The following is a 25,331-nucleotide window of genomic DNA, read 5'->3' as shown; positions in this document are numbered from 1 at the left end:
GTAGCTGACCGGAGGGTTTCAATGACGATTATCCAGACCAAGAGTTCGACCACGAACAAAGTGCTCAACTACCCGCTCAACACTTGGTACGTTGCCGCCTGGGACCACGAGGTCACCCGCACGCTGATCTCCCGCACAGTGGCCGACAAACCCCTCGCCATCTATCGCACCGAAGACGGCCGGCCGGTCGCGCTCGCGGATGCCTGTTGGCACCGCCTCGCCCCGCTGTCGCAGGGCAAGCTGCTCGCCAAAGACGAGATTCAGTGCCCGTACCACGGCATCGTCTACAACTCGGCCGGCCGGTGCGTGTCCATGCCCGCTCAGGAGACCATCAATCCGAGTGCAACGGTGCCCTCCTACCCCGTCGTGGAACGTCACCGTTTTCTCTGGGTCTGGCTCGGCGATGCGACACTCGCGAACCCCGACACCATTCCCGACATGCACCAGATGGACCACCCCGACTGGGCCGGCGACGGACTCACCATCCCGGTCACCTGCAATTACCAGCTTGTGCTCGACAACCTGATGGACTTGACCCACGAAGAATTCGTGCACGGCTCCAGCATCGGCCAGGCTGAGTTGAGCGAATCGGACTTCGAGGTCACCCACGACGACACGACCGTGACCGTGTCGCGCTGGATGCACAACATTGACGCCCCGCCGTTCTGGCTGAAGAACATGCGCGACAAGTTTTCGGGTTACTCCGGCAAGGTCGACCGCTGGCAGATCATCCACTTTGAAGCGCCGTCAACGATCAACATCGATGTGGGCGTGGCCAAGGCCGGAACCGGGGCGCCCGAGGGCGACCGCAGTCAGGGTGTCAACGGCTACGTTATGAACACCATCACCCCCGAAACGGCCCGCAGCGCACACTATTTCTGGGCCTTCATGCGCAACTACCGGTTGGAAAGCCAACTCATCACGTCGCAGCTGCGGGCCGGCGTCTCCGGCGTGTTTAAAGAAGACGAAGACATGCTCATGGCCCAGCAGGCCGCCATCGACGCCAATCCTGATTACGAGTTCTACAACCTCAACATTGATGCCGGTGGTCTGTGGGTACGTCGCCTGATCGAGCGGATGCTCGAGGCCGAAGGCCGGATGGCCACCGCCAAATAGGCGGGCAGAATCATGGCAGCAACCAATATTGAGGTGTGGCAGCAGGCAACGGTCATCGAGACCGCTGCGGTCGCCACCAATATCCAGCGCATCGTGCTCGCGCCGGCCTCGCCGAAACGAGCCGAGCCGGGCTCGCACCTCGACCTGTTCGTGACGATCGATGGTGAGCGACGTAAACGCTCGTATTCCGTCGTCGACTCGACCGAGGATGGCTCGCGGGTGGCGATCAGCGTGCTGCGCGCGCCGCTGTCCCGCGGCGGCTCGATCTTCATGCACGGGCTGCAGCCGGGCGATACGCTGGAGGTCACGCAACCGCTGCAGAACTTTCCGCTGCGCGTCGGAGCGCCCAGCTACGTGCTGCTGGCCGGAGGCATCGGCGTGACCGCGATCGTCAACATGGCCCGAGTGCTGAAAAACCTGGGGGCGAACTACACGTTCGTCTACGCGGCGCGCAGCCGAGAACGCATGGCCTACCTGCCCGAACTTCTTGCGCTGCACGGCGACAACCTGCAGGTGCACATCGACGACGAGGGCACCGCCCTGTCGGTGGCCGACCTCGTCGGCAGCATCGACCCGAGCGCGGAATTGTATATGTGCGGGCCGATCCGCCTGATGGATGCCGTGCGCCGGGCCTGGACCGAACGCGAACTCAACCATCCCAATTTGCGGTTCGAGACCTTCGGCAACAGCGGCTGGTACGACCCGGAGGAGTTCCTCGTGCGGATACCCCGCCTCGGCGTCGAAGCCCGCGTGCCGGCGGGCCGTTCCCTGCTCGAAGCCCTCGAAGACGCCGGCGTCGAGATGATGTTCGACTGCCGCAAGGGCGAATGCGGCCTGTGCGAGGTCACGGTGCTCGCATTGCACGGCGCCATCGACAACCGCGACGTGTTCTACAGCGAACGCCAGCAGCAGGCCGCCGCGAAGATGTGCTGCTGCGTCTCCCGCGCCGTCACCTCGCGCACCGGGCTCGAAGCGGATGCCGCAGCCGGCGGCCCCGCTATCGTCACGATCGACGTTTCCTAACCGCTACGCCAAAACGGATGCCCCGGCGAAATTCGCCGGGCATCCGCTCGTTGGTCTGCGCGCCGCGCGGGATCTGCGCTGATTCGCGGGACCTGCGCTGGTGCGCGGGGGTTCGGGTCTGGTCAGTACTCCCGCGTCACTCGTCGCGCGCGACCTGCGCCAGTGCGCGCGTGTTGCGCCTCCCGCGCACTGGCGCAACTCCCGCGCGGCATCGTGAAGGGCGGATCGCCAGGCGAGCGGCTGGTGTGTGAACGCTATGCGCGGCCGGCCGTGCGCTGCGCGGTGATCTGCTCGGTGACGGGGCCGAGTTTGGCGCGTTGGATCTCGGCGTAGACGTGCGAACGCAGTTCCATGAAGCGCGGCAGGGCGCGGGTGTTGAGCTGGTCGCGTTCGGCTGGCAGATCGATCTTGAGGTCTTCCTGCACGACCGTCGGTGAGCTGGAGAGCACGATGACGCGTTCGCCGAGGTAGACGGACTCGTCGATGTCGTGGGTGACGAAGAGGATGGTGATGCCGAGATCTTTCCAGATGGTTCGGATCAGGTCTTCGAGGTCGGCACGGGTCTGGGCGTCGACGGCGGCGAAGGGCTCATCCATGAGCAGCACCTGCGGGCGGTAGGCGACGGCGCGGGCGATGGCGACGCGCTGCTGCATGCCGCCGGAGAGCTGCCAGGGGTAGCTTTTGGGCACGTGCGAGAGTCCGACCGCTGTGAGGGCCGCATCGACGAGCGCGGTGCGTTCGGCCTTGGGAACTTTCTGGTTTTTCAGGGGCAGCTCCACGTTGGCGCGCACGGTCATCCAGGGGAACAGGCTGCGGCCGTATTCCTGGAAGACTACGGCCATCGATTTGGGTGGACCGGTGACCTTGCTGCCGGCCAGTTCCACGGTGCCGCTGGTTTGTTCCATCAGGCCGGAGATGCATTTGAGCAGGGTGGTCTTGCCGGAGCCGGAGGGTCCGACAAGGCAGACCAGCTCTCCCTCGGCCAGATCGAAGGTGAGGTCGCGCACGGCTTCGACGTCGCCGCCGGGAACCTTGTAGATTTTCTGCAGGCCGCGTACCGAGAGCATCGGCACGGTCGTCACGGGCTGGTTCATGGTGGTCTCGCTAACTGTCATGAGTGATTTCCTTTAGGCCGTGGTACCAGTGCAGTACCCGTCGTTCGACGAATTGAAAGATGAGGGCCAGGCCGAGGCCGATCAGGCCGAGAACGACGATGCCGCTCCACATTTCGGGGATGGCGAAGTTGCGTTGGAATTGCACGATCGTGAAGCCGAGGCCCGAGGAGGAGGCGAACATCTCGCTGATCACCATGAGGATCAGGCCGATGGACAGTGACTGTCGCACTCCGGCCATGATCTGCGGGGTGACGGCGGGCAGTACGAAATAGCGGATGCGCGCAAAACCCCGAATGCCGTAGCTGCGGCAGCTGTCACTGAGCACCGCGTCAACAGCGCGCACGCCCTCGACCGTGTTGAGCAGCACCGGCCAGATGGCGCCGGAGATGATGACGGCGATTTTCATGCTGTCGTTGACGCCGATCAGCAGCATGAGCAGCGGCACGAGCACGGGGGGCGGAATCGCGCGGAAGAATTCGAGCAGCGGTTCGAGCAGATTGCGCAGCCAGCGGGTGGAACCGATGAGCAGGCCGAGCACGATGCCCAGGGCGATCGCGAAGAACAAACCCACGGCGAGGCGCCCGAGGCTCGGCAGCACGTCGTCGAAAAAACGATCTCCGATCCAGGTCGTCCACAGTGTTTGGGCGAGCTCGACGGGTTTGGGCACGAAGAAGTTGGTCGAGCCGAAGGACAGCGCCCACCAGAGAATGATGAGCAGGACGGGCAGGCCGAAGAAATAGGCGATGCGTTTGAGGGGACTCACAGGACGACCTCTCCTCTCACGGACGGATGCCAGCTCAGCACGCGTTTCTCAACGATGCGCGCGGCGAGGTTGATGAGCACGCCGATCATGCCGGTGGCCAGCACGAGGGCATACATCGAGGAGATGGCGCCGCCGGACTGGGTCAGGGCGATCTGCTTGCCCAGGCCCGGGGTGCCGATGATCAGTTCGGCGGTGATCGCCAAAATCAGGGCGACGGCGGCCGCCAGGCGCAGCCCCGTCATCAGATAGGGCAGCGCGGTGGGCCAGATGACGTAACGCACCCGGGCGAGCCGGCCGAGGCCATAACTTTTCGCGGTGTCGTTGGCGACGGCATCGACATCGCTGATGCCGTACAGCAGTTGCAGCAGCACCTGCCAGAACGCGGCGTACACCACGAGCAGCAGGGTGGATTCGATGCTGGTACCGAAAATCAGTACGGCCAGCGGGATGAGCGCGACCGAGGGGATCGGGCGCAGAAACTCGATGGTGGTGTGGGTGGCGCGGCGCAGAAACCGGCTGGAACCGATGATGAGCCCAACGACGATGGCGGCGAGGGTGGCGATGAACAGCCCGAGTGCCCAGCTGGTCATCGTATCGGCGACGTCCTGCCAGAACGCGGCCTCCCCGAGGTACTGGCCGAGACGCACGAGCACCTCGCTCGCCGGTGGCAGGTAGCGGTCGCTGACCAGGCCGAGGCGGGGAGTGGCCTCCCAGATCAGGAAGAACAGGATAATTCCGCTGATGCCCAGGCCCAAAGCTCTCGCTTTCGGCCCGGCAGCAGCGCTGCGTTGTGTGCTCATTCTGGCAAGCCACTTCCTCGTGGTCGGTGCGGTTGGGCGGATGACGTGCGGTTACGGCAGGAACGTGCTCATGTCGGGCGCGGTCTCGACCACACCGTATTTGAGGGCCGCTTCGCCGAGGGCGTTGACGGCGTTCACGTTGAACTCGGTCGGGTACTTCGGCAGCACGATCTTGGCGAGCACGTCCGCCGGAGTCTTGGTGTAGGTTGCGATGATCGCGCGCACGGCGTCCGGGTTGGCCTGGGCGTATTCCAGCGACTTCGTCATCGCGCTCTGGAACTTGGTCACGAGCTCTGGATCGTTGGCGACGGTGTCGGCCGAGGAGAAGTACGCGGCCACATCGAGATTCACGTCAAAGTCGGCGTACCCATAAGAAATAACGCGCTGGCCACTTTCCAGGGCGGCCGTCACGAAGGGTTCCACCACGAAGGCGGCATCAACCTGACCGTTTTCCACGGCGGCGCTGGCGTCCGGGAACGGAACTTCCACGAACGAAATCGAGGACGAGTCGCCGCCGAGTCGATCGATGGAGCTGCGCATGACGGTGTCGACGATGTTGTTGAGGCTATTGCCCGAAACGGTCTTGCCGTCGAGGTCGCCGAGGGTCTTGACGGGCGAATCGCCCTTGACGATGACGGCGCCGAAGTCGCTCGTCACGTCGCCGGTGGAGGCGACGGCGGCGTTGACGACCTTGAGCGGCAGGCCCTTGTCGTTGGCGACCATAAGCGACACGAGGTTGCTGAACCCGAATTGGTAGTCGCCGGTGACGACGGCCGGAACGATCGCGGCGCCGCCGGTCGCGGTCTCGATGGTGAGATCCAATCCCTCGTCCTTGAAGAAACCCTGCTCGAGCCCAAGATAGAGCGGAGCGGTATCGGCGATGGGAATGACACCGACCGTGACCGGGGTGAGGGCGTCGCTGCCGGCGGGGGCCGAGGAGTCGGAGCCGGCTGAGCAGGCGCTGAGGGCGAGAACGGATGCCGCGGCGAATCCGATCATGAGTATTTTCTTCATGTCACTCCATTGTGTTGTGCTGCGGGTCGTGCGGCTGTGGTGCGCAGGAGTCCGGAATATCATTGACAACCTCAATTGTTGAAAAGACTAATCGCTCCTGAATGGAGAATAGCCCTGGATTGCCCCGCCTGATCATCCGCTTCCATTCAGTGGAAGTTCTGGTTCGGACGCGCTAGCGTGGCGAGTAATGAGCGGAAAACCAGAACCGAAACGTACGGACGGCCCGGCACCGGCCGTCGACGATCGTTCCGTCGCGGCCCGTCTCTTCGCCATTCTCGACGCCTTCGCCGCCCCCGCCGGCGCGACCTCGCTCACTCTCACCCTCACGGCGATCGCCCAACGCGCGGGTCTTCCCCTCTCGACCACGCACCGGTTGGTCGCGGAGTGGGTGGGCTGGGGCGGCCTGACCAAACACGACAACGGTCAGTACTCCCTCGGTATGAAGCTCTGGGAGCTGGGCGTGCAGACGCCGACCGCCCGCAATCTGCGCACGATTGCGCTGCCCTATCTCGAAGACCTCTATGAGACCACGCGCGAGCACGTGCACCTCGCCATTCTTGACGGGCGCGACGCGCTCTACCTGGAGAAACTCTCCGGGCACCACGCCGTGCGCTTGATCTCCCGGGTCGGTGCGCGCCTGCCGCTGCACTCCACCGGGGTGGGCCTCGTGTTGCTGGCCTACGCGCCCTCGGACGTCGTGCAGCAGTATCTGGCCACCGGCCTGCAACGCTTTCTGCCGCGTACGGTCACCGAGCCCGACGCCGTGCGCAAACGCCTCGCCGAGATTCGCCTGCTCGGTCTGGCCCGCATGTCGGAGGAGATGACCGCCGGCTCGAGCTCGATCGCCGCGCCCATTCGGGACCGCACCGGCCAGGTCGTGGCTGCCGTGTCGATCGTGACCCGCACCACCGATATCGTCGACCCCGAGCAGGAGCAGGCCGTGCGGCTGGCGGCCCAGGGCGTGAGCCGGGCCCTCGGCTATCGGCGGGCCCAGCAATAGCCCGCAGCACCCGGGCAGCAGCACCCGGCAGCAGCCCCCTGCCCGAGATATTGTCAACAATTCCACTGAGTGGAAGAAGCGCACCGAACCCGCGGCGAGCACAGCACACTGATGTCAACACCCCCTGTCATCGTCGCTAGGAGAACCTGTGCCCCACGAAAATACCCGCGTCGCCATCATCGGCGCCGGTCCCGCCGGCCTTCTCCTCAGCTGGGCCCTGCGCGACGTCGGCATCGACTCAATCGTCGTCGAAAACCGTTCGCAGGAGTACGTGCTCGGCCGCATCCGGGCCGGCGTTCTGGAACAGGGCTCGGTTGAAACCCTCACCCGCCTCGGGCTGGGTGACCGCCTCGCATCCGAGGGGCTGCAGCACGACGGAATCTTTCTGCAGTATGCCGGCCAGCGCCACAACGTGAACTTCAACGAGCTGATCGGCCGCACGGTGACCGTGTACGGCCAGCAGCAGGTCGTGAAAGACCTCGTCACCGCGCACGAACAGGCCGGGTCGACGATCTACTACGAAGCCGCCGACGTGGCCGTCGACGGACTCACCAGCAAGCACCCGAGCGTGACCTTCGTGCACGACGGCGAGCAGCACACGATCGACGCCGACTTCGTCGTGGGCGCCGATGGTTTTCACGGCATCTGCCGCGCGTCGATTCCCGCCACAGAGATCACCCTGTTCGACCGCAGCTACCCCTACGCCTGGCTCGGTATTCTCGCCGATGTCGCGCCGTCCTCCGACGAACTCGTCTACGCCCTGCACCAGGACGGTTTCGCGATGCTCTCGATGCGTTCGCCCGTCGTCTCCCGCCTGTACCTGCAGGTCGACCCGGCCGACGATATCGCGAACTGGTCGGACTCGCGCATCTGGGAAGCGCTGCAGACCCGACTGGCCACCCCCGGGTGGACGCTGAACGAAGGCCCGATCACCGACAAATCGATCACCCCGATGCGCAGCTTCGTGGCCTCCCGCCTCGCCTACGGCAACCTGTTTCTGGTCGGCGACGCCGGCCACATCGTGCCACCGACCGGCGCGAAGGGCCTCAACTCGGCCATCTCCGACGTCACCGAGCTCGCCGCGGCGCTCACCGAATTCTACGCGAACGACGAATCCCTGCTCGCCGGCTACAGCGACACCGCCCTGGCCCGGCAATGGCGGGTGCAGCAGTTCTCCCGCTATATGACCGAAATGCTACACACCAGCCCCGGCGACCTGCAGTCCGGCGCCTTCGACTACCGCAGCCAGATCGGCCAGCTCGACTACGTCACCCACTCGCCGTTCGCTGCGCGCATGCTCGCTGAGCAGTACACCGGCCTCCTGCTCTAGCCCTACGACAGATACGAGAAATCATGAGTCAGACACCCCGACCTCGCCCCGGAACGGGCCCCGCGAGCCAGAATGAGATCACCGCCGAGATCGAAGCGATCGAAGCGGATGCCGCCGCCCGCGTCGCCGCCGGCGCCTCGCCCGAACTCCAGCCCCGGCGCGATTACGCCCCGTACCGCAGCTCCGTGCTGCGCCACCCCACCCACGAGCTCGTGCGCGTCGACCCGGAGGAGGTCGAACGGTTCTCGCCCGCCTTCGGCCACACCGACGTGAACCTGCTCGAGAGCGACCTCACCATTCAGCACGCCGGCGAACCGATCGGTGAGCGCATGACGGTGAGCGGCCGCGTACTCGACGGCGAGGGTCGCCCGGTGCGCCACCAGCTGATCGAACTGTGGCAGGCCAACGCTGGCGGTCGTTACGTACACAAACGCGACCAGCACCCGGCCCCGCTCGACCCTAACTTCACCGGAGTTGGCCGCGCGATCACCGGTGACAACGGCGAATATTCGTTCACCACGATCAAGCCGGGACCCTACCCGTGGAAGAACCATGTGAATGCGTGGCGCCCCGCGCACATCCACTTTTCGCTGTTCGGCAACGCGTTCACCCAGCGCCTGATCACGCAGATGTACTTTCCCGGCGACCCGCTGTTCGCGCTCGACCCGATCTACCAGTCGATCGCCGATGCTGACGCCCGCGCCCGCCTGGTCGGGCAGTACGACCACAGCCTGAGCGTGCCGGAGTTCTCGCTGGGGTACAACTGGGACATCGTGCTCACCGGACCGAAATCAACCTGGATGGAAAGCGAAGACGCCGATGAGTAAGCCCGAAACCGTGCCGGCACCAGCCCGGCAAACCCCCTCGCAGACCATCGGCCCGTTCTACGGCTATGCCCTGCCGTATGGGGGCGGACCGGAACTGGTTCCCGGGTACCACCCTCGCGCCATCCGCTTTCACGGCACCGTCACCGACGGCGCCGGTGAGCCCATTCTGGATGCCCTGCTCGAGATCTGGCAGGCCGATGAAAGCGGCGCGCTCAGCCGGGAACTCGGCAGCCTCGACCGCGACGGCTTCACCTTCACCGGGTTCGGCCGCTGCGCCACCACGATCGCCGGGCAGTACACGTTCACGACGCTCAAGCCCGGAGCCGCCGGCAGTGCCGCGCCGTACATTCTGGTCACGGTGTTTGCCCGCGGGGTGACCCACCACCTCTTCACCCGCGCCTACTTCGCCGACGATTCCGCGCTGCACGCCACCGATGCGGTGCTCAGCCAGGTTGCCCCCGACCGCCGGCACACGCTCATCGCAATCTCCGAGGGCGTCGTCGGGGGCGCCGAGTCGTACCGCTTCGACATCGCCCTGCAGGGTGAGAATGAGACCGTCTTTTTGGATTTTGATGCCGCACGCTGAGCACACTTTTGATGCCGGGCTGCTCAATCCGCTCAGTCACGGTACGCGGGAATCCGAGCTGACCAGCGACCAGGCCTGGCTGCAGGCCATGGTCGACGCCGAGCTCGCCCTCACCCGAGCGCTCGTCGATGCCGAACTGGCCCCCGAGTGGATGCTCACCGTTTGCGACGCGCTCGCCGACGCGACTGCGTTCGACCTCCGCGCGATCGCCCTTGAGGCGCGGGGCGGCGGCAATCCGGTGATTCCGTTCGTGAAACACCTCGGTCGGGCAGCCGAGAAGGTGCGCGCCGGCGCCTCCGACCACATTCACGTCGGCGCCACCAGCCAGGACATTCTCGACACCGCCGCCATGATCGTGGCCCGACGGGTGACCTGCGAACTCATTCACCAGCTCGATTCCCTCGGCGGAACCCTCGCCGACCTCGCCGAGCAACACCGCGGAACCGTGATGAGTGGCCGCACCCTCGGTCAGCAGGCCTCGCCGACCAGCTTCGGTTTTGTGGCTGCCGGTTGGCTCGACGCCGTGCTGCTGATCGTCACCCGGCTCGAGAGCGTGCGCGACACCCTGCCCGTGCAACTCGGCGGCGCGGTCGGTAACCTTGGAGTGCTCACCGACATCGTTCGGGCCCGGCGCGGTGCGGCGGTCACCGCCGACGTTCTTGACGTGGTCGTCGACCGCTTCGCGCACCGGGTCGGCCTGGTGGTGCCGCGCCTCAGCTGGCACACCAACCGGGTCGTCATCTCCGAGCTCGCCTCGCTGCTCGCCGCCGCGACCGGTGTGGCCGGCACCTTCGCCCTCGACGTGTCGGTGCTCTCCCGCACCGAAATCGCCGAGGTCAGCGAGCGCCTCGCTCCTGGCCAGGGCGGATCCAGCGCCATGCCGCACAAGCGCAACCCCGTCTCGGCCGTGCTGATCACAGCGGCAGCGCTGCAAACGCCGGGTCTGGCATCCACTCTGTACGGCAGCATGCTGGCCGAAGACCAGCGGCCGAGCGGAGCCTGGCACGCCGAATGGCAGTCGCTGCGGGTGCTCGAACGACTCACCATCTCGGCCGTCACCGGAGCGGCCTCGCTCGCGGCGCGCCTCGACGTGGACCCGGATCGGATGCGCGCCAACCTCGACCTCACCGACGGACTCGTGTTCAGCGAGCGCGTCACCACGATTCTGGCCGAGAGCGTGGGCAAGACCACCGCATTCGCGCTGGTGGAACGCGCCTCGCAGGAGGCGTTCGCGACCAATCGGCCGCTGCAGGTCGTGCTCGCGAGCGTGCTGATCGCCGAGGGCTGTTCGGATGCCCTGCGCGCGCAGATCTGGGCGGCCTTCAATTATGAGGGCGAACCGGGCCAGACCGCCGCCGGCATTAACCGGGTGGTGCGCAGCTTTCGACGGCGAGCGGAGGCCGCGACGCGAGATTTGTCCGCGCCAGACGCTATCGTCGAAGCAGACACCCTGTGCAACAACGACGTGAGGATTTCATGAGTCAGCCGGTCATCCTCTGCACGATCGAGCCAGCCCGAACCGGCGACGCCAACGCACCGCTCGTGGTGCTCGGCCCGTCGCTCGGCACCACCATCGATGTCTGGGCCGGTGTGGTGCCCGCGCTCGCCGCGACCCACCGGGTGCTGCGCTTCAACCTGCCCGGGCACGGTTTCAGCCCGCGCGCCACGGAGCCTTTTACGATCGAACAGCTCGCCGACGCCGTCGTAGCGCTGGTGGACTCGATCGGTGTCGACACCTTTGACTACGCCGGAACCTCGTTCGGCGGTGCCATCGGCCTGGCCCTGGCCGTGACCCACCCCGGGCGGCTGGCGAGCCTGGCCGTGCTCTGCTCCGGCGCAAAAATCGGCACCGCTGCCGCCTGGACCGACCGGGCCGCCGCGGTGCGGGCGAGTGGTACGCCCTCGCTCGTGGCCGGCAGTGCCGCCCGCTGGTTCGCCCCCGACTTTCTCGGCCGCGACCCGCAGGCCGGTTCGCACGCGCTCGACCAGCTGCTCGACATCGACGACGAATCCTATGCTCTCGCCTGCGAGGCGCTCGCCGTCTTCGACCAGACGGATGCCGTCAGTGGCATCCGCACGCCCGTGCTGTGCATCTCGGGCGAGTTCGACACCGTGACGCCGACCGCGCAGCTGCAGCAACTGGCCGCGATCATTCCCGGCGCCCGGGCCGTTGTGGTGGGCGGAGCGGCGCACCAGCCCTCGCTCGAGCAGCCGGCCGAGGTGGGCGCCCTGCTCGGGGAGTGGCTCGCGGGAGCGGCGACACGTATCGCCTCGGCGTCCTCGACGGCGCACGTCGCCCCGCGGCCGGTCGATGCGGCCGCGCCGCTGCCGGCGGGCCGCACCGCGGCATCCGCTTATGCCGACGGCATGCTGGTGCGCCGCGCGGTTCTCGGCGACGCCCACGTGGATGCCGCCACCGCCGCGATCACCCCCGAAACCGCCGTGTTCCAGGACTTCATCACCCGCTACGCCTGGGGCGAGATCTGGACCCGGCCGGGCCTGGACCGTCGCACCCGCAGCTTTCTCACCATCGCGGCGCTCGTCACCGGCGGGCACGAGGGTGAACTGGCCATGCACGTGCGGGCGGCCCTGACCAACGGACTGACCCGCGCCGAGATCAGCGAGGCGATTCTGCACACCGCGATCTACGCGGGTGTGCCGGCCGCCAACACCGCCTTCGCCGTGGCCCGGGCGACCTTCGCCGGGCTCGACGAGGCCGCCGCCGAGACCACTGCAGAGACCACTCCCGACACCACGATTCGGCCCAGCTAAAGGACCCCCATGGACAAGACCTACCCCTCCGCCGCGGCCGCCGTCGCCGACATTCCCGATGGAGCCTCCCTCGCCGTGGGCGGTTTCGGCCTGGTCGGCGTGCCGATCGTGCTCATTCGCGCGCTGCTGGCCCTCGGCAGCACCGACCTGCACGTGGCCTCGAACAACTGCGGTGTCGACGGGTGGGGGCTGGGGGAGCTGCTGCGCGAGGGCCGGATCAGCCGGGTGATCGCCTCGTACATTGGCGAGAACAAGGACTTCGCGCGGCGCTATCTCGGCGGCGAACTCGAGGTTGAGCTCACCCCGCAGGGCACCCTGGCCGAGCGGCTGCGCGCCGGCGGCACCGGAATTCCGGCGTTCTACACCGCGAGCGGCGTGGGCACCATGGTCGCCGACGGCGGTCTGCCCTGGCGCTACGGACCGGACGGCGCGGTGACGGTGTCGAGCCCGCCGAAGGAGACCCGGCTGTTCTCCTCGCTCGGCAGCGAGAAGGAATACGTGCTCGAGGAGGCCATCGTCACCGATTACGCCCTGGTGCGCGCCGCCAAGGGCGACCGCCACGGCAACCTCGTGTTCGAGAAATCGGCCCGCAACTTCAACCCGGTGGCCGGGATGGCCGGCCGCATCACCATCGCCGAGGTCGACGAACTGGTCGAGCCCGGGCAAATCGATCCCGACGAGGTGCACCTCGCGGGCATCTACGTGAACCGCATCGTGCAGCTCGGGGCAGCGGATGCCGCCGACCTGCCGATTGAGAAGACGACGACGCGGCCGCGGCCGGCGGCATCCGCTAGTGAAAACGGAGCGAACTAATGGCCCTCACCCGTAACGAGATGGCGGCCCGTGCCGCCCAGGAACTCGCCCCCGATTCCTATGTCAATTTGGGAATAGGTCTGCCGACCCTGATCCCGAACTTTCTGCCCGACGGGGTGCACGTGGTGTTGCACTCCGAAAACGGTGTGCTCGGTGTCGGGCCCTACCCCTGGGAGGGTGAGGCCGACCCCAAGCTGATCAACGCCGGTAAGGAGACCGTCACGGTCAACCCGGGAGCGGCCTACTTCGACTCGGCGCAGAGCTTCGGCATGATTCGCGGCGGCCTGATCGACGTGGCCGTGCTCGGCGCCATGCAGGTGTCGGTCGTGGGTGACATCGCCAACTGGGCCGTTCCGGGCAAGATGATCAAGGGCATGGGCGGTGCGATGGACCTCGTGCACGGTGCCGACACCGTCATCGTCGTGATGGAACACGTCACCAAGAGTGGTGAGTTCAAGATCAAACAGGTCTGCGACCTGCCGCTGACGGGCAAGACTGTCGTCACCCGCATCATCACCGACCTCGCCGTGATCGACGTCACCCCGCAAGGTCTCGTCCTGCGCGAGGTCGCGCCGGGCGTCACCGTCGACGATGTGCAGGCCGCCACCGAACCGACCCTGCTGGTGCCGACCCCGCCGACCACGATCACCACGATGATCGGCGCCGCCGCATGAGCGAGCTGCGACAGGTCGTCATCTGCGAACCGCTGCGCACCCCGATCGGCCGGTTCGGCGGCGCGTTCAAAACCGTCGCCCCGGCCGATCTCGCCGCGGTGGTGATCCGAGCGCTGATGGACCGCACCGGCCTCGACGGCGCTCTCGTCGACGACGTCATCTTCGGTCAGGCCTACCCTTCGGCCGAAGCCGCACCGGTGGCCCGCGTCGCCGCCCTCAACGCCGGACTACCCGTCACCGTCGGCGGCGTTCAGGTCGACCGCCGCTGCGGCAGCGGCCTGCAGGCCATTCTGGATGCCGCGATGCAGGTGCAGACCGGGGTCAGCGATCTGCTCATCGCCGGCGGCGTCGATGTCATGAGCCAGGCTCCGCTCTACACGGTCGACTCCCGCTGGGGCCTGGCCGGAACCGCTGGCGTGCTGCTGCGCGACGCCCTCGGCCGTGGCCGCGAAACCGCCGGTGGCCGCAACTATCCGGTGCCCGGCGGTATGCTCGAAACCGCCGAGAACCTGCGCCGCGATTATTCGATCGACCGGGAGGAGCAAGACGCCCTGGCCGTGGAATCGCAGCGCCGGGCCCTCGCCGCCGTCGCCGACGGCCGTTTTCTCGATGAGATCGTGCCGGTGTCCGTACCCGGGCGCAAGGGGGAGGTCGTGGTCTCCGTCGATGAGACCCCGCGCGAGACCACCCTCGACGCCCTCGCCGGACTCAAGCCGATCATGGGCAAAACGGATGCCGCCGCCACCGTCACCGCCGGAAATGCCAGCGGGCAGAATGATGCCGCTGCCGCCTGCATCGTGACCACCCCGGAACGCGCCGCCGAGCTCGGCCTCGTGCCGCTCGTGCGCCTCGCCGCCTGGGCGCGGGCCGGCGTGGACCCCTCGCGGATGGGCCTCGGCCCGGTCCCGGCCACGAAGCTCGCGCTGGAGCGTGCCGGGCTGAGTATGGCGGACATGGACTTGATCGAGCTCAACGAAGCGTTCGCCGCGCAGGTGCTCGCCGTCAGCCGGGAGTGGAACTTCTCTCCGGAGGATTGGGCCCGCACCAACGTCAACGGCTCGGGCATCAGCCTCGGCCACCCGGTCGGCGCCACCGGAGCTCGCATTCTCGCCACCGCCGCGCGGCATCTGCAGCGCACCGAGGGTCGCTACCTGCTCGAAACGATGTGTATCGGCGGCGGCCAGGGCCTCGCCGCGGTCTTCGAGCGCGCCTAGCGGCATCCGCCCCGCCCCACCACTCGCCGACCCGTGAGTTTCGTTCGCCGACCCGTGAGTTTTGGCTCAAAAAATGCCAAAAGTGGCGTGAGACTCACGGGTCGGCGATCCAGCGGGGTGAAAACTCACGGCTCGGCGGTCGGCGAGGCTCTTCTGAGCGGATGGCCGACCGCACTACCAACGCGCACCGCGCGCGGCCAGGGCGGTGCGCACCCGGCGCAGCAGTTCGTCGCCACCATTTTTCAGGTCGTCATCGGTGATGCGCACCATGCGCCAGCCCTCATCTTCGACCCGCTCGCGGCGGGTGATATCCACGCGGAACTGCCGCGCGTCGGTGCGATGCCCGTCTCCCTCGTATTCGAGGCAGACCTTGAAACGTAGCCACGCCAGATCGACTCGGGCCACGAAGGCGCCGCCCGAATCGAGGATCTCAAAGTTGACCACCGGTTCCGGAATGCCCGCATCCACCAGAAACAGGCGCGTCTTCGTCTCCTGCGGTGAGTCGACCGCGGCTCGAGCGAGAGCCGCCGCCGCACGCAGGGCGCGGCATCCGCGTCGTCCCATCAGGCCGGCCGTGACCGCGCGCAGCTCGGCCGGCGTGTGCCACGGGTGGCGGCCGCTGCACAGAAAATCCGCGGCGGCGACGAGCTCAACCCGGGTGAGCAGCGGGCCGAGGTCGATCCAGGTCTGGAGCAGAATGGTCACCGGAAACCCATGCACCCGCTGGAACGCGCGCCCGGCCCCCTCATGCCCGACGATGCCGGCCATCTGCGGCGCCCGCGTGCCGGCCGGCACCGAGACATGCAGGCGGCGATCCGCTTCCAGCCGACCGGGTAACCAGATCCCGTGAATCAGGGCCGCCGTTGTGTGACTGAACAGGTGGGTGGCCGGCATCCGTTTGGAATAGGCCCGAGCTAATTCGACAATGGATGCGGGATGGTCACGGTCGGCGCGGAGACGTCGAAATGACAGGGCTCCGCGTTCGGGTGTGGTGGGCATGCCGTGATCATGACGCCGATCGTGATCGAGCATATTTGTTATGCACAGGCGACTCATCGCCGACTCGTGAGTTTCAGTCACCGACCCGTGAGTTTTGGCGCGAAAAATCCAAAAAGTGGCGTGAGACTCACGGCTCGGCGATCGACCGAGGTGAAAACTCACGGCTCGGCGAGCGGATGGCGGGGGAGCCTGGTGTGGCGAGCCGGGCATCCATTGTGCGGAGGGAGCGTTACTGGAAGGCGGAGATTCCCGTGATGGCACGGCCCACGACGAGGGTATTGATCTCGTAGCTGCCCTCGTAGGTGTACAGGGCTTCGGCGTCGGCGAAGACGCGGGCCATGCCGAAGTCGGTGGAGATACCGTTGCCGCCGAGCACCGCGCGGCCCAGCGCCACGGATTCGCGCATGCGAGCGCTGGAGGAGGCCTTGGCCATGGCGGCGTGCTCGGGCCGCAGGGTTCCGGCCTGCTGCAACTGGGCGATGCGCACCATCGTGCCGAGCGAGGTCGTGGCGTTCTCCAGGATGCGCACGAGCTTCTCCTGCACCAGTTGGAACGACGCGATGGGCTTGCCGAACTGTTGGCGTTCGAGCGCGTAGCGCAGGGCATGGTCGTAGGCGGCGAACTGCAGGCCCACGGTCTGCCAGCCCACCCAGACTCGGGAATTGGTGAGCAGTCGGTTGGTGTCGCGAAAGCTCGTGGCGCCGGGCAACCGATCGCGTTCGGCGACCACGACATTGTCGAGGGTGATCGTGGCGTTCTGCACGATGCGCAGGGCGATCTTGTTCTCGATCGCCTCCGCCGTGTAACCAGGCAGGTTCGCGTTCACGATAAAGCCCTTGATCTGGTCATCGTCGGTGTCACGCGCCCAGACCAGCACGTTGGCCGCGAAGGTGCCGCTGCCGATCCACCGTTTGACGCCGTTCAAGGTCCAGGACGAGCCGTCGCGGGTGGCCGTCGTCTCCATATTGCGTGAAACATCGGAGCCGTGCTCGGGCTCGGTGAGGGCGAACGCGCCGATTTTACGCAGGGAAATGGCGTCGGCCAGGTAGCGTTCACGCTGATCGTCGGTGCCGAGCTTGGCGATGGCCGCCGCGAACAGGCCGCTGTGCACGCCAACGAAGGTGGAGATGGATGCATCCACCCGGGACAGCTCGAGGGTCATGAACCCGTGCAGCAGAAAATTGTCGCCGCGGGCGCAGAGATCAACCAAGTTGAGGGCGGTGAGGGCGGGGATCACCTCGAACGGAAACGTCGCGTTCTTCCAGTGCTCGGCCACGACGGGGCGCACGTCGCGTTCAAACACCTCGCGGGCGTGGGCTACGAGCTGCTGTTCTTCGGGGGTGAGGAGGTCTGAGTAGGAGAAGAAATCAGCGGTTGGCCCGGTGAAGAATTCGGAGCCGGCGGCATCCTTATCGGTGCTTTCAAACTTCGGGCTATCAACAACAACGCTCATGGCGGGTCCTCTCTGACCGGGTACACCTGAAGTGTGCCCCCATGAGAGGAATTGCGCAAACTCTCGCTGCCGGACCGTGCAGGATGCGCATTAACTCGCCGCGATGGTCCCCCAAATTGCCCCAGGTGACCGGAGCGGTGGAGCGCGGGGTCAGCGGGTGGCTGAGGTGTTCATGGTGAGGATCAAAGTGCCGTCCAGGTCGTGCAGGGTGAGGCCGACGGTCACGACGCCCAGGGTGCCGAGCGACTCCACGTGGGTGCCGCCACAGGGGATGCGCACCGTGGCGCCGGGCAGCTCGCAGACCCAGTACCGGCGATCCGTGAGCCGGTCGCCGTCGCGGTCGATGCGCACGGCGGCATCCGTTGTGGTCCACCCGGCCAGGGTCGCGTTGACGGTCGCCTCGATTGCCGCGAGCGCCGATCCGTCGGCCAGGCCCTCGACCGAGAAGCCCTTCTTGCGCAGCGACTTGCCGAGCCGGTAGGTGTCGACGGAGGCGTTCGGGCCGATCAGCGACTCCTCGATGGCGAGACCGTCGAAATCGGGATGGTCGAGGGCGTCGAGCCGAACGTCCTTTTTCCACCGGTCGGCGAGCGCAGCGTTGAGGGCGAGGGAAGCCAGGTGACAGCTGGTGTGCCCGGCGCTCGTGGCGTCGCGCAGTCCCTCATCGACCTCGACGGTGACTGTGTCGCCGGCGGAGAGGCCGTCGGCGTCGACAACGTGCACGACGACAAAGGCCCAGCCGGGAGTTCCCTTGGCCACGGGAATGCCCTCGCCGACATACAGCGCCGAGCCGTCGGTGGCGCCCACGATGCAATCCTCGACCGGCCAGAAGGCGGCGCCGTGATGCAGCAGCGCCATATCGGGCCCCTGATCCGGCCAGCCCGCATCGACCGGATGCACGCAGGTCGCGTCGAGCAGCACGGCCGAGCGTCCATCGGAGAGCGGCTCGGAGTGCAGCACTGTCGCCTGCGTGTCGACGCTGCCGCTCGGGTAGAGCACGCGGGTGTCTTCGGTGGGCAGGGTCATGGCTGGTCCTTTCGAGGCGTCGAGCCGATCTGGCGCACCAGGCGGATGCACGGGGCGAGCACAAAGGTGCCGCCACAATCGTGGCGGCACCTCATGCGCGTGGTACCGAACAAGTCGGCACCGAGAAGATGCGGAACCTAGCTCTTGCGGGCCCGAGAAGCGGTCTCTTCAGACTTCGCCTTCTTGTCGGCCCTCTTTTCCTTGAGGGACTTGTCGGCAACCTTCTTGGTTGCATCCTTTTTCGGTGATTTATCAGCCATTATGTACTCCTTCGCGCCGAGCCGTGGGGCCCCGTCACCTCGAGAATACGCGGGTTTGCCGCAAACGTCATCTCCGTCTTCGACCGTGTCGGTGCATCCGGTCAACCGGGCTGGCCTTGCCCTGTGCACGATCGCCGGTGTGTCGTAAGCTGTCGCTGCACAGAACCCCCTCACCCCGTCGAAAGGTTACCGTCATGAGCCAAAGCGCCACCTACCGGGCAGTTCTTTTTGGACCGAATCCGATTGCCGCCGGAACTGAAGTGGAGCTCGAATACGTCGACGGCGCCCTTCAGGACGTCATCGTGCTCGAAGCGGTCGAGGACACCGAAACCATCACCCGCACCTATAAGCGCGGTCACGAGACCGAAGAGCCCGTTCCCTACCGGTTCGTCGAGGAAGACAGCACCGAGGTCGCCGGCGAGGCCGACATTCCCAACTAACCGCCCGGCTGATCCTGGGCGAATGTCGGTGCGGGCCTCGATTTTGCGGCCCGCACCGACATGCGCGCCAGACGCTAGATGCGCTTGGTGGCGTCGCGACCGAGCCGCACCGGAAGCGCCATGAGCGGTCCGACGAAGCGGCGTTGCAGCCGGCGGGCCGGGCCCCAGACCAGCTGCACGACGTACTGCGACAGCAGTGCGCCGGCCGCGAGGGCCATGGCGATGCCGGCCGCGGTGAGCAGCGAGAGCAGCCCGTTGATGTCACCCTCAGACAGCTTGAGCAGTCCACGAAACAGGGTGAGCCCGGGCACGAGTGGCACCAGGGCGGTCACCATGATCACGAGCGGGGGGGTGCGCACCAGGCGCGCCATGACCGCGGCGAGCAGGCCGACGCCGAGAGCACTCGCCGCCGAGGCCCAGACCAGACCGAATCCGCCGGCCATGGCGGCGACAAACAGAAATTCGGCCAGAGCGCCCAGCACGCAGACGACCCACAGCGCCCGCCACGGTACCTGCACGGCGAGAGCGAAACCGACCACGATGACAACGGATGCCCCGAGCAGCACCGGCAGCCCGGCCAACGTCACGGCCGGGCTCGAATTGATCTCGAGCAGCAGCCCGAACCGGGCCAGGAACAACGCCGAGCCGGTTACCCCGGTAACCAGGCCCGCGGTGATCAGCAGCGCCTCCACCAGTCGCGCGGTGCCGGTGAGGTAGAACCCGGAGAGCGTGTCATGCACGGCGCCGAAGGTGGTCACACCGGCCAGGAGCATGATGATGGCGGCGACAACCACGAGGGAGGGGTTCGCCGTGGGGTCGATCACCCGCACAATTGCGGCGACGAGCGGGCCGACCGCGCCGCCCACCACCGTCTGGTAGAACAGGGGAACCTGCCGGTGGTCGAGCACCGAGGTGATCCAGTCGATGATCCAGGTGGCGATGAACGCCGCGATGATCACCGTGGGCCCGGCGCCGATCAGCACGGCGGCGCCGGCACCGACCAGGCTCCAGCCGATGCGACGCCACTGCTTGGTCACCTGCGGCTTGGAACTGACGATGGTCGCGAGAATCTTGCGAGCATCGGCCACATCGATCGGCTTCTCGATAATGTCCGCGATCAGCTCCGAGGTGGCGGTGAGCTTGGAATAGTCGAGGGTGCGGTACTTCACGTTGCGGCTGCGAGTGATCGACTCGTGCGTTGACGGGTCTTCCTGCGTGAGCGTGATGATGGTGTGCGTGATGTTCGCGTCGGTGCCCTTGAGCCCGTACGCGCGCGTGAGGGCGATCATGGCGGCGGTCGCGTCTTCGGCACCGGCGCCGGCCGTGAAGATAACCTCGGCGAGGCGCATGGTGAGGTCGAGTACGGCGCGGGTGTATCCGGTGTGATCGAGCGAAATGGCGGTGGTCTTGCTAAAGCTCATGAGGTGGGCAAATCGAGCGGCCCCAAAACGGATGCTGCGGCGGTCGCGTGCGCGGAATCCTCGTCGGAGGGGTGGAAGAAGCCGGCGAGAACATCCCGGTAGAGCCGGGCGAGTTCGGAGGTGGCGGTGTAGGCGGAACCGCCGACAACCTGCACGGCCGTGTCCACGACGAACTTGGCGTTCTTTGTGGCCCGATACTTCAGTCCGGATAACTGGGCGAACCAGGCCGGTCCGACCTGCCAGGTCTGCTCATCGACCGTGCGCGCGAGGGCATCGATCTGCGGGTAGATCCCGTCCATCGCAATGACCAGGTCCCCCACGCGCCAGCGGGCTACCGGGTCCTGCGCGTGCGAACGCCCATCGTTTTTCAGCGAGGTGCGCCGGTGGGCGCCCGCGATAGCGAGTTCCAGGGCGCGCTGGCCGAGACCGGTGTAGACGGCGGAGAGCAAAATCTCAAAGTTGGCGAAGATGCCGGCCACGAGCGGATCGCCGTTCGGGCCGACCGGCAGGCGCCGCACCACGCGGTCCGGGCGTGCCCGGGCGCCATCGAGCACGGTGCTCTGGCTCTGACTCGCGCGCATGCCGAGGGTGTTCCAGTCGTCCGACACGCGGATGCCGGCATCCGCTCGGTCGAGAAAGGCCCAGACGATAGCGGGAGCGGCGGGGTCGGAGGAGTCCAGGCCGAGCACGCCGAGCCGGGTCCAGGCCGGCGAGAGCGAGGTGAAGACCTTGGTGCCGGTGAACCGGTAGCCGCCGTCCGGCTGGGGGACGGCATCCGTGGTCGAGCCGAACAAGACCAGATCGTTGCTCGGTTCGCTCACGCCGAAGCCGAAGATTTCGCCGCGGCCGGCCTCCTCGAGCAGAAAATCGAGGGAGTGATCGTGCTGAGCGTGCAGGCTCGCGGCGACGCCGGTCCAGATTAGGTGCATGTTCACGGCAAGGGCGGTGGCCGGGGCGTGCGCGGCCAACCGGGTCTGCTCGCGAGCCGTGTGCGCCAGGCTGCGGCCGAGCCCGCCGAAACGCACCGGCACCAGGGCGCGCAGGTAGCCGGCAGCGACGAGATCGTTCAGATCTTCGGTGAAGAAAGCGTTGGCCTGGTCATACCCGGCGGCCCGTGAGCGGATGCCGGCCAACAGCTCGGCAGACAGCAGTCGGTCGGTGCCTTCCGCTGTTCTCACCGCCTCGTTTTCACTGCTCGTGGGTACAGAAACGGGCGCTGCCGGGGTCGAATCGGGCAGGGCTCTGGCAGGGGAAAACTCGGTCACACAGACAAGCCTATGCAGCCTTGCGCCGCCGCGCGAACAACCGCACGATTAGCAGCACAATTGCTGCAAAAATGGCCAGAACGACCAGCCACGGCAGGGCCACCCCGAGGCCCACGAGCAGGCCGGCGAACGCTGCAACGAGGGCTGTCCAGCCGGCCACGATGCCGTCCCAAAAGTTGCTCGGGCCGCCCGCGGCGACGGTACCCTCGGCGACCAGCTCGAGCTGAACGGTGGAGTAGTCGATTTGGTCGGCGAGGTAGTCGCGCTGGGACCGCAGACTTTCCAGCTCGCCCTGCCGGCTCGACAGGGCGCTTTCAATGCTGATCAGGTCGGCCGTGGTCGTGGCCGACTTCATCAGGGCGAGCAGCCGGTCGACCGAGGTACTCAGGGCGGTGACTCGAGCATCGAGGTCCTGGCTCTGCTGGGTCACGTCCTGTGCCGTGAGCGAGACGAAGTTGAGCCGGCCGAGTTTCTTAATCTCGGCCAGGGTGCGGTCCAGTTCGTCCGACGGAATGCGCAGGGTGAGATTCGCGCTCGCCGGCTGAATGTCGGTGGCCGGGTTTTCGCTGCGATTGTCGACTCGACCGCCGGCCTGTTCGGTGATCGTGACGGCCGTTTCGCTCGCCGCCACCGGGTCGGTCGCCGTGATCGAGAGGGAGCCGGTGGTGATCACGTCGCGGTTCGCGGTTTTCACATCGCCGGTGGTACCGCTGACGGCGCTGCTGTCGGCCTGCCCGCCCTCGGCGGGGATGACCTGACCGGACACGCCCCCCGACTGGTCGGGAGCCACCGAGCTGCCACTGTTCGTCGAGCAGCCAGCCAGCAGCACCCCCGTGAGGAGCACCGCGATCACACCCCAAGTTCGTCGCATGCCTCACTGTATGGCGGTGCTGACGCCGTCAACTGGAGGCAGTCTGAGAGTCGGATCACAATTGGGACTCAAAGTCTGCCCCCCGAAGTATGGTCGTGGAATCGGCGGTTCATGCCGACGAATCGCTGCACCACATAATCAGGAGGACAACATGGGATTGATGGACGATGCCAAGGATGCACTTGATGCCACCGGCAAGAAGATCGGCCGGGCGGTGGATGACGCCAAGGAGCGCATTGAAGACAAGTCTGACGAGGCCAAGGCCGACGCCAAAGTGAAGCACGCCGAGGCGGAGCGCGATGCTACCGAAGCCAAGAATGACTTTAAGTCCGCTCTGCGCGACGATAATTAGCGTATGACCTGGTGGGCGGAGCTGAAGCGCAAAGCGCGTCGGCGCCGCCCACCGCTGTTGCACGTGGCAACGGATGCCGGTACCGGACCCGTCGTCATCCTTGTGCATGGCATCGCGTCGTCGTCGATCACCTACTACGAGGTGATTCCTCTGCTCACCCCCAATCACCGGGTGATCGCGGTCGACATCCTCGGTTTCGGACAGTCGCCCGCGCCGGAAGGCTGTGAGTACCGGCTGGAAGACCACGTCGAGGCGCTGGCGGCAACCATCCGCTCGTTGAAATTGCGCGAGCCGTTCGTGCTGGTGGGGCACTCGCTGGGCAGTCTGATCAGCACCCGCTATGCGGCCATGGAACGGCACGGTCGCACCGCGTCGACGTGGCGCCGACTGACCGGTCGTGGCACCGTTTCGCGCATGGTGCTCGTGGGGCCGCCGGTGTATGTCACGCCGAGCGATATCGGTGATCCGCGCGTGCGGGCTCGGGTGAGCGCCTACCTGCGTGCCTACGATTTTTTGCGCGCCAATAAGGATTTCACGCTCTCCAATGCCGGGATCGTGGCTCGCCTGCTGCCCAAGGGCATCTTTCAGCTGACCGAGAAGACCTGGACGCCGTTCACCAAGTCGATGGAACACTGCATCGAATCGCAGACCGTGGTGAGCGACATCGCGAGCCTCACGGTGCCGGTCGACGTGATCTACGGCGCCCTCGACGCATTCATCGCTCAGGGCAGCCTGACCATCATCGAGCGGATGCGCCACGTCACGATGCACCGCGTCGAGGCCAACGACCACATCATCCGCAAACGGTTGGCCCGGGTGCTCGTGAAGGTCATCAACAGCTGAGGCGCGCGGCTGGAAGCGTCAGGCCGGAAAGGTCAGGCCGGAAGCGTCAGGCCAGGAAGCGCCAGGCCGGAAGCGTCAGGCCAGGAAGCGCCAGGCCGGAAGCGTCCGAGCGGAAGCGCCCGAGCGGAAGCGTCAGGCCGGAAGCGTCCGACCGGAAGCGTCAGGCCGGAAAGGTCACGCCGGTGAGCTCCTCCGAGGTCGACCAGAGGCGGCGGGCATCCGCTTCATTGAGGGAACGCGGCGGGAGCTTGGCGGGAGCGGGCGCGCCGGTGAGTTCTCCGAAACCGCCCGGGCCGTAGTAGCCGCCCCCGGCCGCAGCGGGGCTCGTCGCCGCGTAGAGTGCGGGCAGAATGCCCTGGTCGATTTGTTGCCACATCCAGCCGATGCGGTGGGAGGCTTCGTTCGCGGCGAGAAACACCCGCGCCGATGCGCCCCTGTGCGTGGGGCCGGTGATCTGCAGGTTGGTGACGGTCGCGCCCGGGTGCGCGGCAACGCTGCGCACGCCCCAGCCGCCCGTCACGCTGCGCCGGTTGAGTTCGCGCGCAAACATGAGCGTGGCCAATTTGGAGAGCCCGTAGGCGCGGGTTCTGCGGTAGCGCAGTCCCTGCAGGTCGGCGAAGTCGAGCTTCCCGGCTCGTGCGGCGAGGCTGGAGAGACTGACGACCCGGCTGGTACCGGCTGCTTGCAGCAGCGGCAGTAACTGGGCGGTGAGCGCGAAATGACCGAGGTGGTTGGTGCCGAATTGCAGCTCGAACCCGTCTTCGGTTTCGTCGCGCACGGGCGGCATCATGAGGCCGGCGTTGTTGAGCAATATGTCGATCGGGCGACCCTCACGATTCAACTCCTCGCCCAAGCCGGCGACGCTGGCGAGCGAGGCCAGATCGAGATGACGGATGCTGACGGCGGCCTCTGGAAGCTGCTCGCGAATGCGCGCCACCGCCTCGGCGCCCTTCGCCTCGTTGCGCACGGCGAGAATGACCTCGGCGCCGGCTCGCGCGAGGCGGCCGGTGAGGCCGAATCCGAGGCCGCTATTGGCGCCGGTGACGACGGCCAGCCTGCCGCGCAGGTCAGGAACCTGAATGTCGGGAGTGGTCTGGTGAGGCGAGGTCGTGGACATAAAGCTCCCTAGGGGTGATGTTCCATCCAACTCGCTCGCCCCCCGGAAGTCACGCCGCGGCCGTGCTGCCGGGCACATTCACGGCTGCCCGTGCTGCGGTTCCACGTCGCCCCTCTGCGTCAAGCTGGTTGTGAGTCAGTTCACGATCAGTCGGAGGCAGGGAAATGTCTATTAGTTCAGGATTCACCGCGGCGGAGATACGCGAGTTCGTGCATGAATATCAGCTGGTGCCGTTTG

General features: G+C 66.6%; 26 protein-coding genes. 14 read left to right on the top strand and 12 right to left on the bottom strand.

Annotation, left to right across the window (positions count from 1 at the left end; translation table 11 throughout):
* Positions 1-21: 21 nt before the first annotated feature.
* Together QMK22_RS16980 and QMK22_RS16975 are read left to right on the top strand one after the other, a co-directional pair.
* Entirely contained in the window at positions 22-1,116 is a 1,095-nt protein-coding gene (locus tag QMK22_RS16980) for an aromatic ring-hydroxylating dioxygenase subunit alpha (RefSeq protein WP_283498834.1), read from the top strand.
* A gap of 12 nt (positions 1,117-1,128) precedes the next feature.
* Complete coding sequence (locus QMK22_RS16975; protein WP_283498833.1) at positions 1,129-2,139, top strand: PDR/VanB family oxidoreductase; 1,011 nt, start codon at positions 1,129-1,131, stop codon at positions 2,137-2,139.
* A 254-nt stretch (positions 2,140-2,393) separates the two neighbouring features.
* On the opposite strand, the gene QMK22_RS16970 is transcribed toward QMK22_RS16975, so the two are convergent.
* From QMK22_RS16970 to QMK22_RS16955, 4 genes are read right to left on the bottom strand one after another with little or no spacing between them, the layout of a single operon-like run.
* Positions 2,394-3,254, bottom strand: a complete 861-nt coding sequence (locus QMK22_RS16970; RefSeq protein WP_283498832.1) for an ABC transporter ATP-binding protein — start codon at positions 3,252-3,254, stop codon at positions 2,394-2,396.
* Complete coding sequence (locus QMK22_RS16965; protein WP_283498831.1) at positions 3,244-4,017, bottom strand: ABC transporter permease; 774 nt, start codon at positions 4,015-4,017, stop codon at positions 3,244-3,246. The genes QMK22_RS16970 and QMK22_RS16965 overlap by 11 nt, the downstream gene beginning before the upstream one ends.
* Entirely contained in the window at positions 4,014-4,817 is an 804-nt protein-coding gene (locus tag QMK22_RS16960) for an ABC transporter permease (RefSeq protein WP_283498830.1), read from the bottom strand. Before QMK22_RS16960 ends, QMK22_RS16965 begins: the two co-directional genes overlap by 4 nt.
* Positions 4,818-4,868: 51 nt before the next feature.
* The gene (locus QMK22_RS16955; RefSeq protein WP_283498829.1) at positions 4,869-5,831 is read right to left on the bottom strand and encodes an ABC transporter substrate-binding protein; all 963 of its coding nucleotides are present in this window, start codon (positions 5,829-5,831) and stop codon (positions 4,869-4,871) included.
* Positions 5,832-6,018: 187 nt separating this feature from the next.
* Here QMK22_RS16955 and QMK22_RS16950 point away from each other — a divergent pair, with 187 nt between their 5' ends.
* The 9 genes from QMK22_RS16950 to QMK22_RS16905 all read left to right on the top strand — a co-directional run bounded on the left by QMK22_RS16950 (position 6,019) and on the right by QMK22_RS16905 (position 15,047).
* Entirely contained in the window at positions 6,019-6,831 is an 813-nt protein-coding gene (locus QMK22_RS16950) for an IclR family transcriptional regulator (protein ID WP_283498828.1), read from the top strand.
* 148 nt (positions 6,832-6,979) lie between these two features.
* A complete protein-coding gene (locus tag QMK22_RS16945) occupies positions 6,980-8,161 on the top strand; it encodes a 4-hydroxybenzoate 3-monooxygenase (RefSeq protein ID WP_283498827.1) in 1,182 nt (393 codons plus the stop codon).
* 23 nt (positions 8,162-8,184) lie between these two features.
* A complete protein-coding gene (gene pcaH, locus QMK22_RS16940) occupies positions 8,185-8,988 on the top strand; it encodes a protocatechuate 3,4-dioxygenase subunit beta (protein ID WP_283498826.1) in 804 nt (267 codons plus the stop codon).
* Positions 8,981-9,574: a protocatechuate 3,4-dioxygenase subunit alpha gene (gene pcaG, locus QMK22_RS16935; protein ID WP_283498825.1), complete on the top strand. Its 594-nt coding sequence runs from the start codon at positions 8,981-8,983 to the stop codon at positions 9,572-9,574. Before pcaH ends, pcaG begins: the two co-directional genes overlap by 8 nt.
* Positions 9,561-11,054 (top strand): lyase family protein, encoded by a 1,494-nt coding sequence (locus QMK22_RS16930; RefSeq protein WP_283498824.1) that lies wholly within the window; start codon positions 9,561-9,563, stop codon positions 11,052-11,054. Before pcaG ends, QMK22_RS16930 begins: the two co-directional genes overlap by 14 nt.
* Positions 11,051-12,346 (top strand): bifunctional 3-oxoadipate enol-lactonase/4-carboxymuconolactone decarboxylase PcaDC, encoded by a 1,296-nt coding sequence (gene pcaDC, locus QMK22_RS17485; protein ID WP_349361317.1) that lies wholly within the window; start codon positions 11,051-11,053, stop codon positions 12,344-12,346. The genes QMK22_RS16930 and pcaDC overlap by 4 nt, the downstream gene beginning before the upstream one ends.
* A 9-nt stretch (positions 12,347-12,355) precedes the next feature.
* Positions 12,356-13,159: a CoA transferase subunit A gene (locus QMK22_RS16915; RefSeq protein ID WP_283498823.1), complete on the top strand. Its 804-nt coding sequence runs from the start codon at positions 12,356-12,358 to the stop codon at positions 13,157-13,159.
* Entirely contained in the window at positions 13,159-13,833 is a 675-nt protein-coding gene (locus QMK22_RS16910) for a 3-oxoacid CoA-transferase subunit B (protein WP_283498822.1), read from the top strand. The genes QMK22_RS16915 and QMK22_RS16910 overlap by 1 nt, the downstream gene beginning before the upstream one ends.
* A complete protein-coding gene (locus QMK22_RS16905) occupies positions 13,830-15,047 on the top strand; it encodes an acetyl-CoA C-acetyltransferase (RefSeq protein WP_283498821.1) in 1,218 nt (405 codons plus the stop codon). The genes QMK22_RS16910 and QMK22_RS16905 overlap by 4 nt, the downstream gene beginning before the upstream one ends.
* Positions 15,048-15,221: 174 nt before the next feature.
* Here QMK22_RS16905 and QMK22_RS16900 read toward each other — a convergent pair whose 3' ends face one another.
* The 4 genes from QMK22_RS16900 to QMK22_RS16885 form a co-directional block, all read right to left on the bottom strand.
* Positions 15,222-16,046: a putative endonuclease domain-containing protein gene (locus tag QMK22_RS16900; RefSeq protein WP_283498819.1), complete on the bottom strand. Its 825-nt coding sequence runs from the start codon at positions 16,044-16,046 to the stop codon at positions 15,222-15,224.
* 229 nt (positions 16,047-16,275) lie between these two features.
* Complete coding sequence (locus QMK22_RS16895) at positions 16,276-17,499, bottom strand: acyl-CoA dehydrogenase family protein (RefSeq protein ID WP_283498818.1); 1,224 nt, start codon at positions 17,497-17,499, stop codon at positions 16,276-16,278.
* A gap of 150 nt (positions 17,500-17,649) precedes the next feature.
* Positions 17,650-18,525: an alanyl-tRNA editing protein gene (locus QMK22_RS16890; protein ID WP_283498817.1), complete on the bottom strand. Its 876-nt coding sequence runs from the start codon at positions 18,523-18,525 to the stop codon at positions 17,650-17,652.
* A gap of 137 nt (positions 18,526-18,662) precedes the next feature.
* On the bottom strand, positions 18,663-18,785 hold the full coding sequence (locus QMK22_RS16885; RefSeq protein WP_255408738.1) for a hypothetical protein: 123 nt from the start codon (positions 18,783-18,785) through the stop codon (positions 18,663-18,665).
* A 194-nt stretch (positions 18,786-18,979) separates the two neighbouring features.
* On the opposite strand from QMK22_RS16885, the gene QMK22_RS16880 reads away from it, so the two are divergent.
* The gene (locus QMK22_RS16880; protein ID WP_283498816.1) at positions 18,980-19,225 is read left to right on the top strand and encodes a hypothetical protein; all 246 of its coding nucleotides are present in this window, start codon (positions 18,980-18,982) and stop codon (positions 19,223-19,225) included.
* A 74-nt stretch (positions 19,226-19,299) separates the two neighbouring features.
* Here the strand turns inward: QMK22_RS16880 and QMK22_RS16875 are convergent, their stop codons facing one another.
* The 3 genes from QMK22_RS16875 to QMK22_RS16865 all read right to left on the bottom strand — a co-directional run bounded on the left by QMK22_RS16875 (position 19,300) and on the right by QMK22_RS16865 (position 22,782).
* Complete coding sequence (locus QMK22_RS16875; RefSeq protein WP_283498815.1) at positions 19,300-20,646, bottom strand: threonine/serine exporter family protein; 1,347 nt, start codon at positions 20,644-20,646, stop codon at positions 19,300-19,302.
* On the bottom strand, positions 20,643-21,824 hold the full coding sequence (locus tag QMK22_RS16870) for an acyl-CoA dehydrogenase family protein (RefSeq protein ID WP_283498855.1): 1,182 nt from the start codon (positions 21,822-21,824) through the stop codon (positions 20,643-20,645). The genes QMK22_RS16875 and QMK22_RS16870 overlap by 4 nt, the downstream gene beginning before the upstream one ends.
* 97 nt (positions 21,825-21,921) lie before the next feature.
* Positions 21,922-22,782 carry a DUF4349 domain-containing protein gene (locus QMK22_RS16865; protein ID WP_283498814.1) on the bottom strand — a complete coding sequence of 287 codons (861 nt, stop codon included), beginning with the start codon at positions 22,780-22,782 and terminating at the stop codon, positions 21,922-21,924.
* A gap of 151 nt (positions 22,783-22,933) precedes the next feature.
* On the opposite strand from QMK22_RS16865, the gene QMK22_RS16860 reads away from it, so the two are divergent.
* Both QMK22_RS16860 and QMK22_RS16855 read left to right on the top strand, forming a co-directional pair.
* On the top strand, positions 22,934-23,134 hold the full coding sequence (locus tag QMK22_RS16860) for a hypothetical protein (RefSeq protein ID WP_283498813.1): 201 nt from the start codon (positions 22,934-22,936) through the stop codon (positions 23,132-23,134).
* Between the two features lie 3 nt (positions 23,135-23,137).
* On the top strand, positions 23,138-23,977 hold the full coding sequence (locus QMK22_RS16855) for an alpha/beta fold hydrolase (protein ID WP_283498812.1): 840 nt from the start codon (positions 23,138-23,140) through the stop codon (positions 23,975-23,977).
* Between the two features lie 160 nt (positions 23,978-24,137).
* Here QMK22_RS16855 and QMK22_RS16850 read toward each other — a convergent pair whose 3' ends face one another.
* A complete protein-coding gene (locus QMK22_RS16850; protein ID WP_283498811.1) occupies positions 24,138-25,094 on the bottom strand; it encodes an SDR family oxidoreductase in 957 nt (318 codons plus the stop codon).
* Positions 25,095-25,331: the final 237 nt, after the last annotated feature.

This window comes from Cryobacterium sp. PH29-G1, from assembly GCF_030063365.1.
Classification (GTDB): domain Bacteria; phylum Actinomycetota; class Actinomycetes; order Actinomycetales; family Microbacteriaceae; genus Cryobacterium.
The sequence above is the reverse complement of the archived record's forward strand: the minus strand, read 5'-3'. Positions and strand labels throughout refer to the sequence as shown.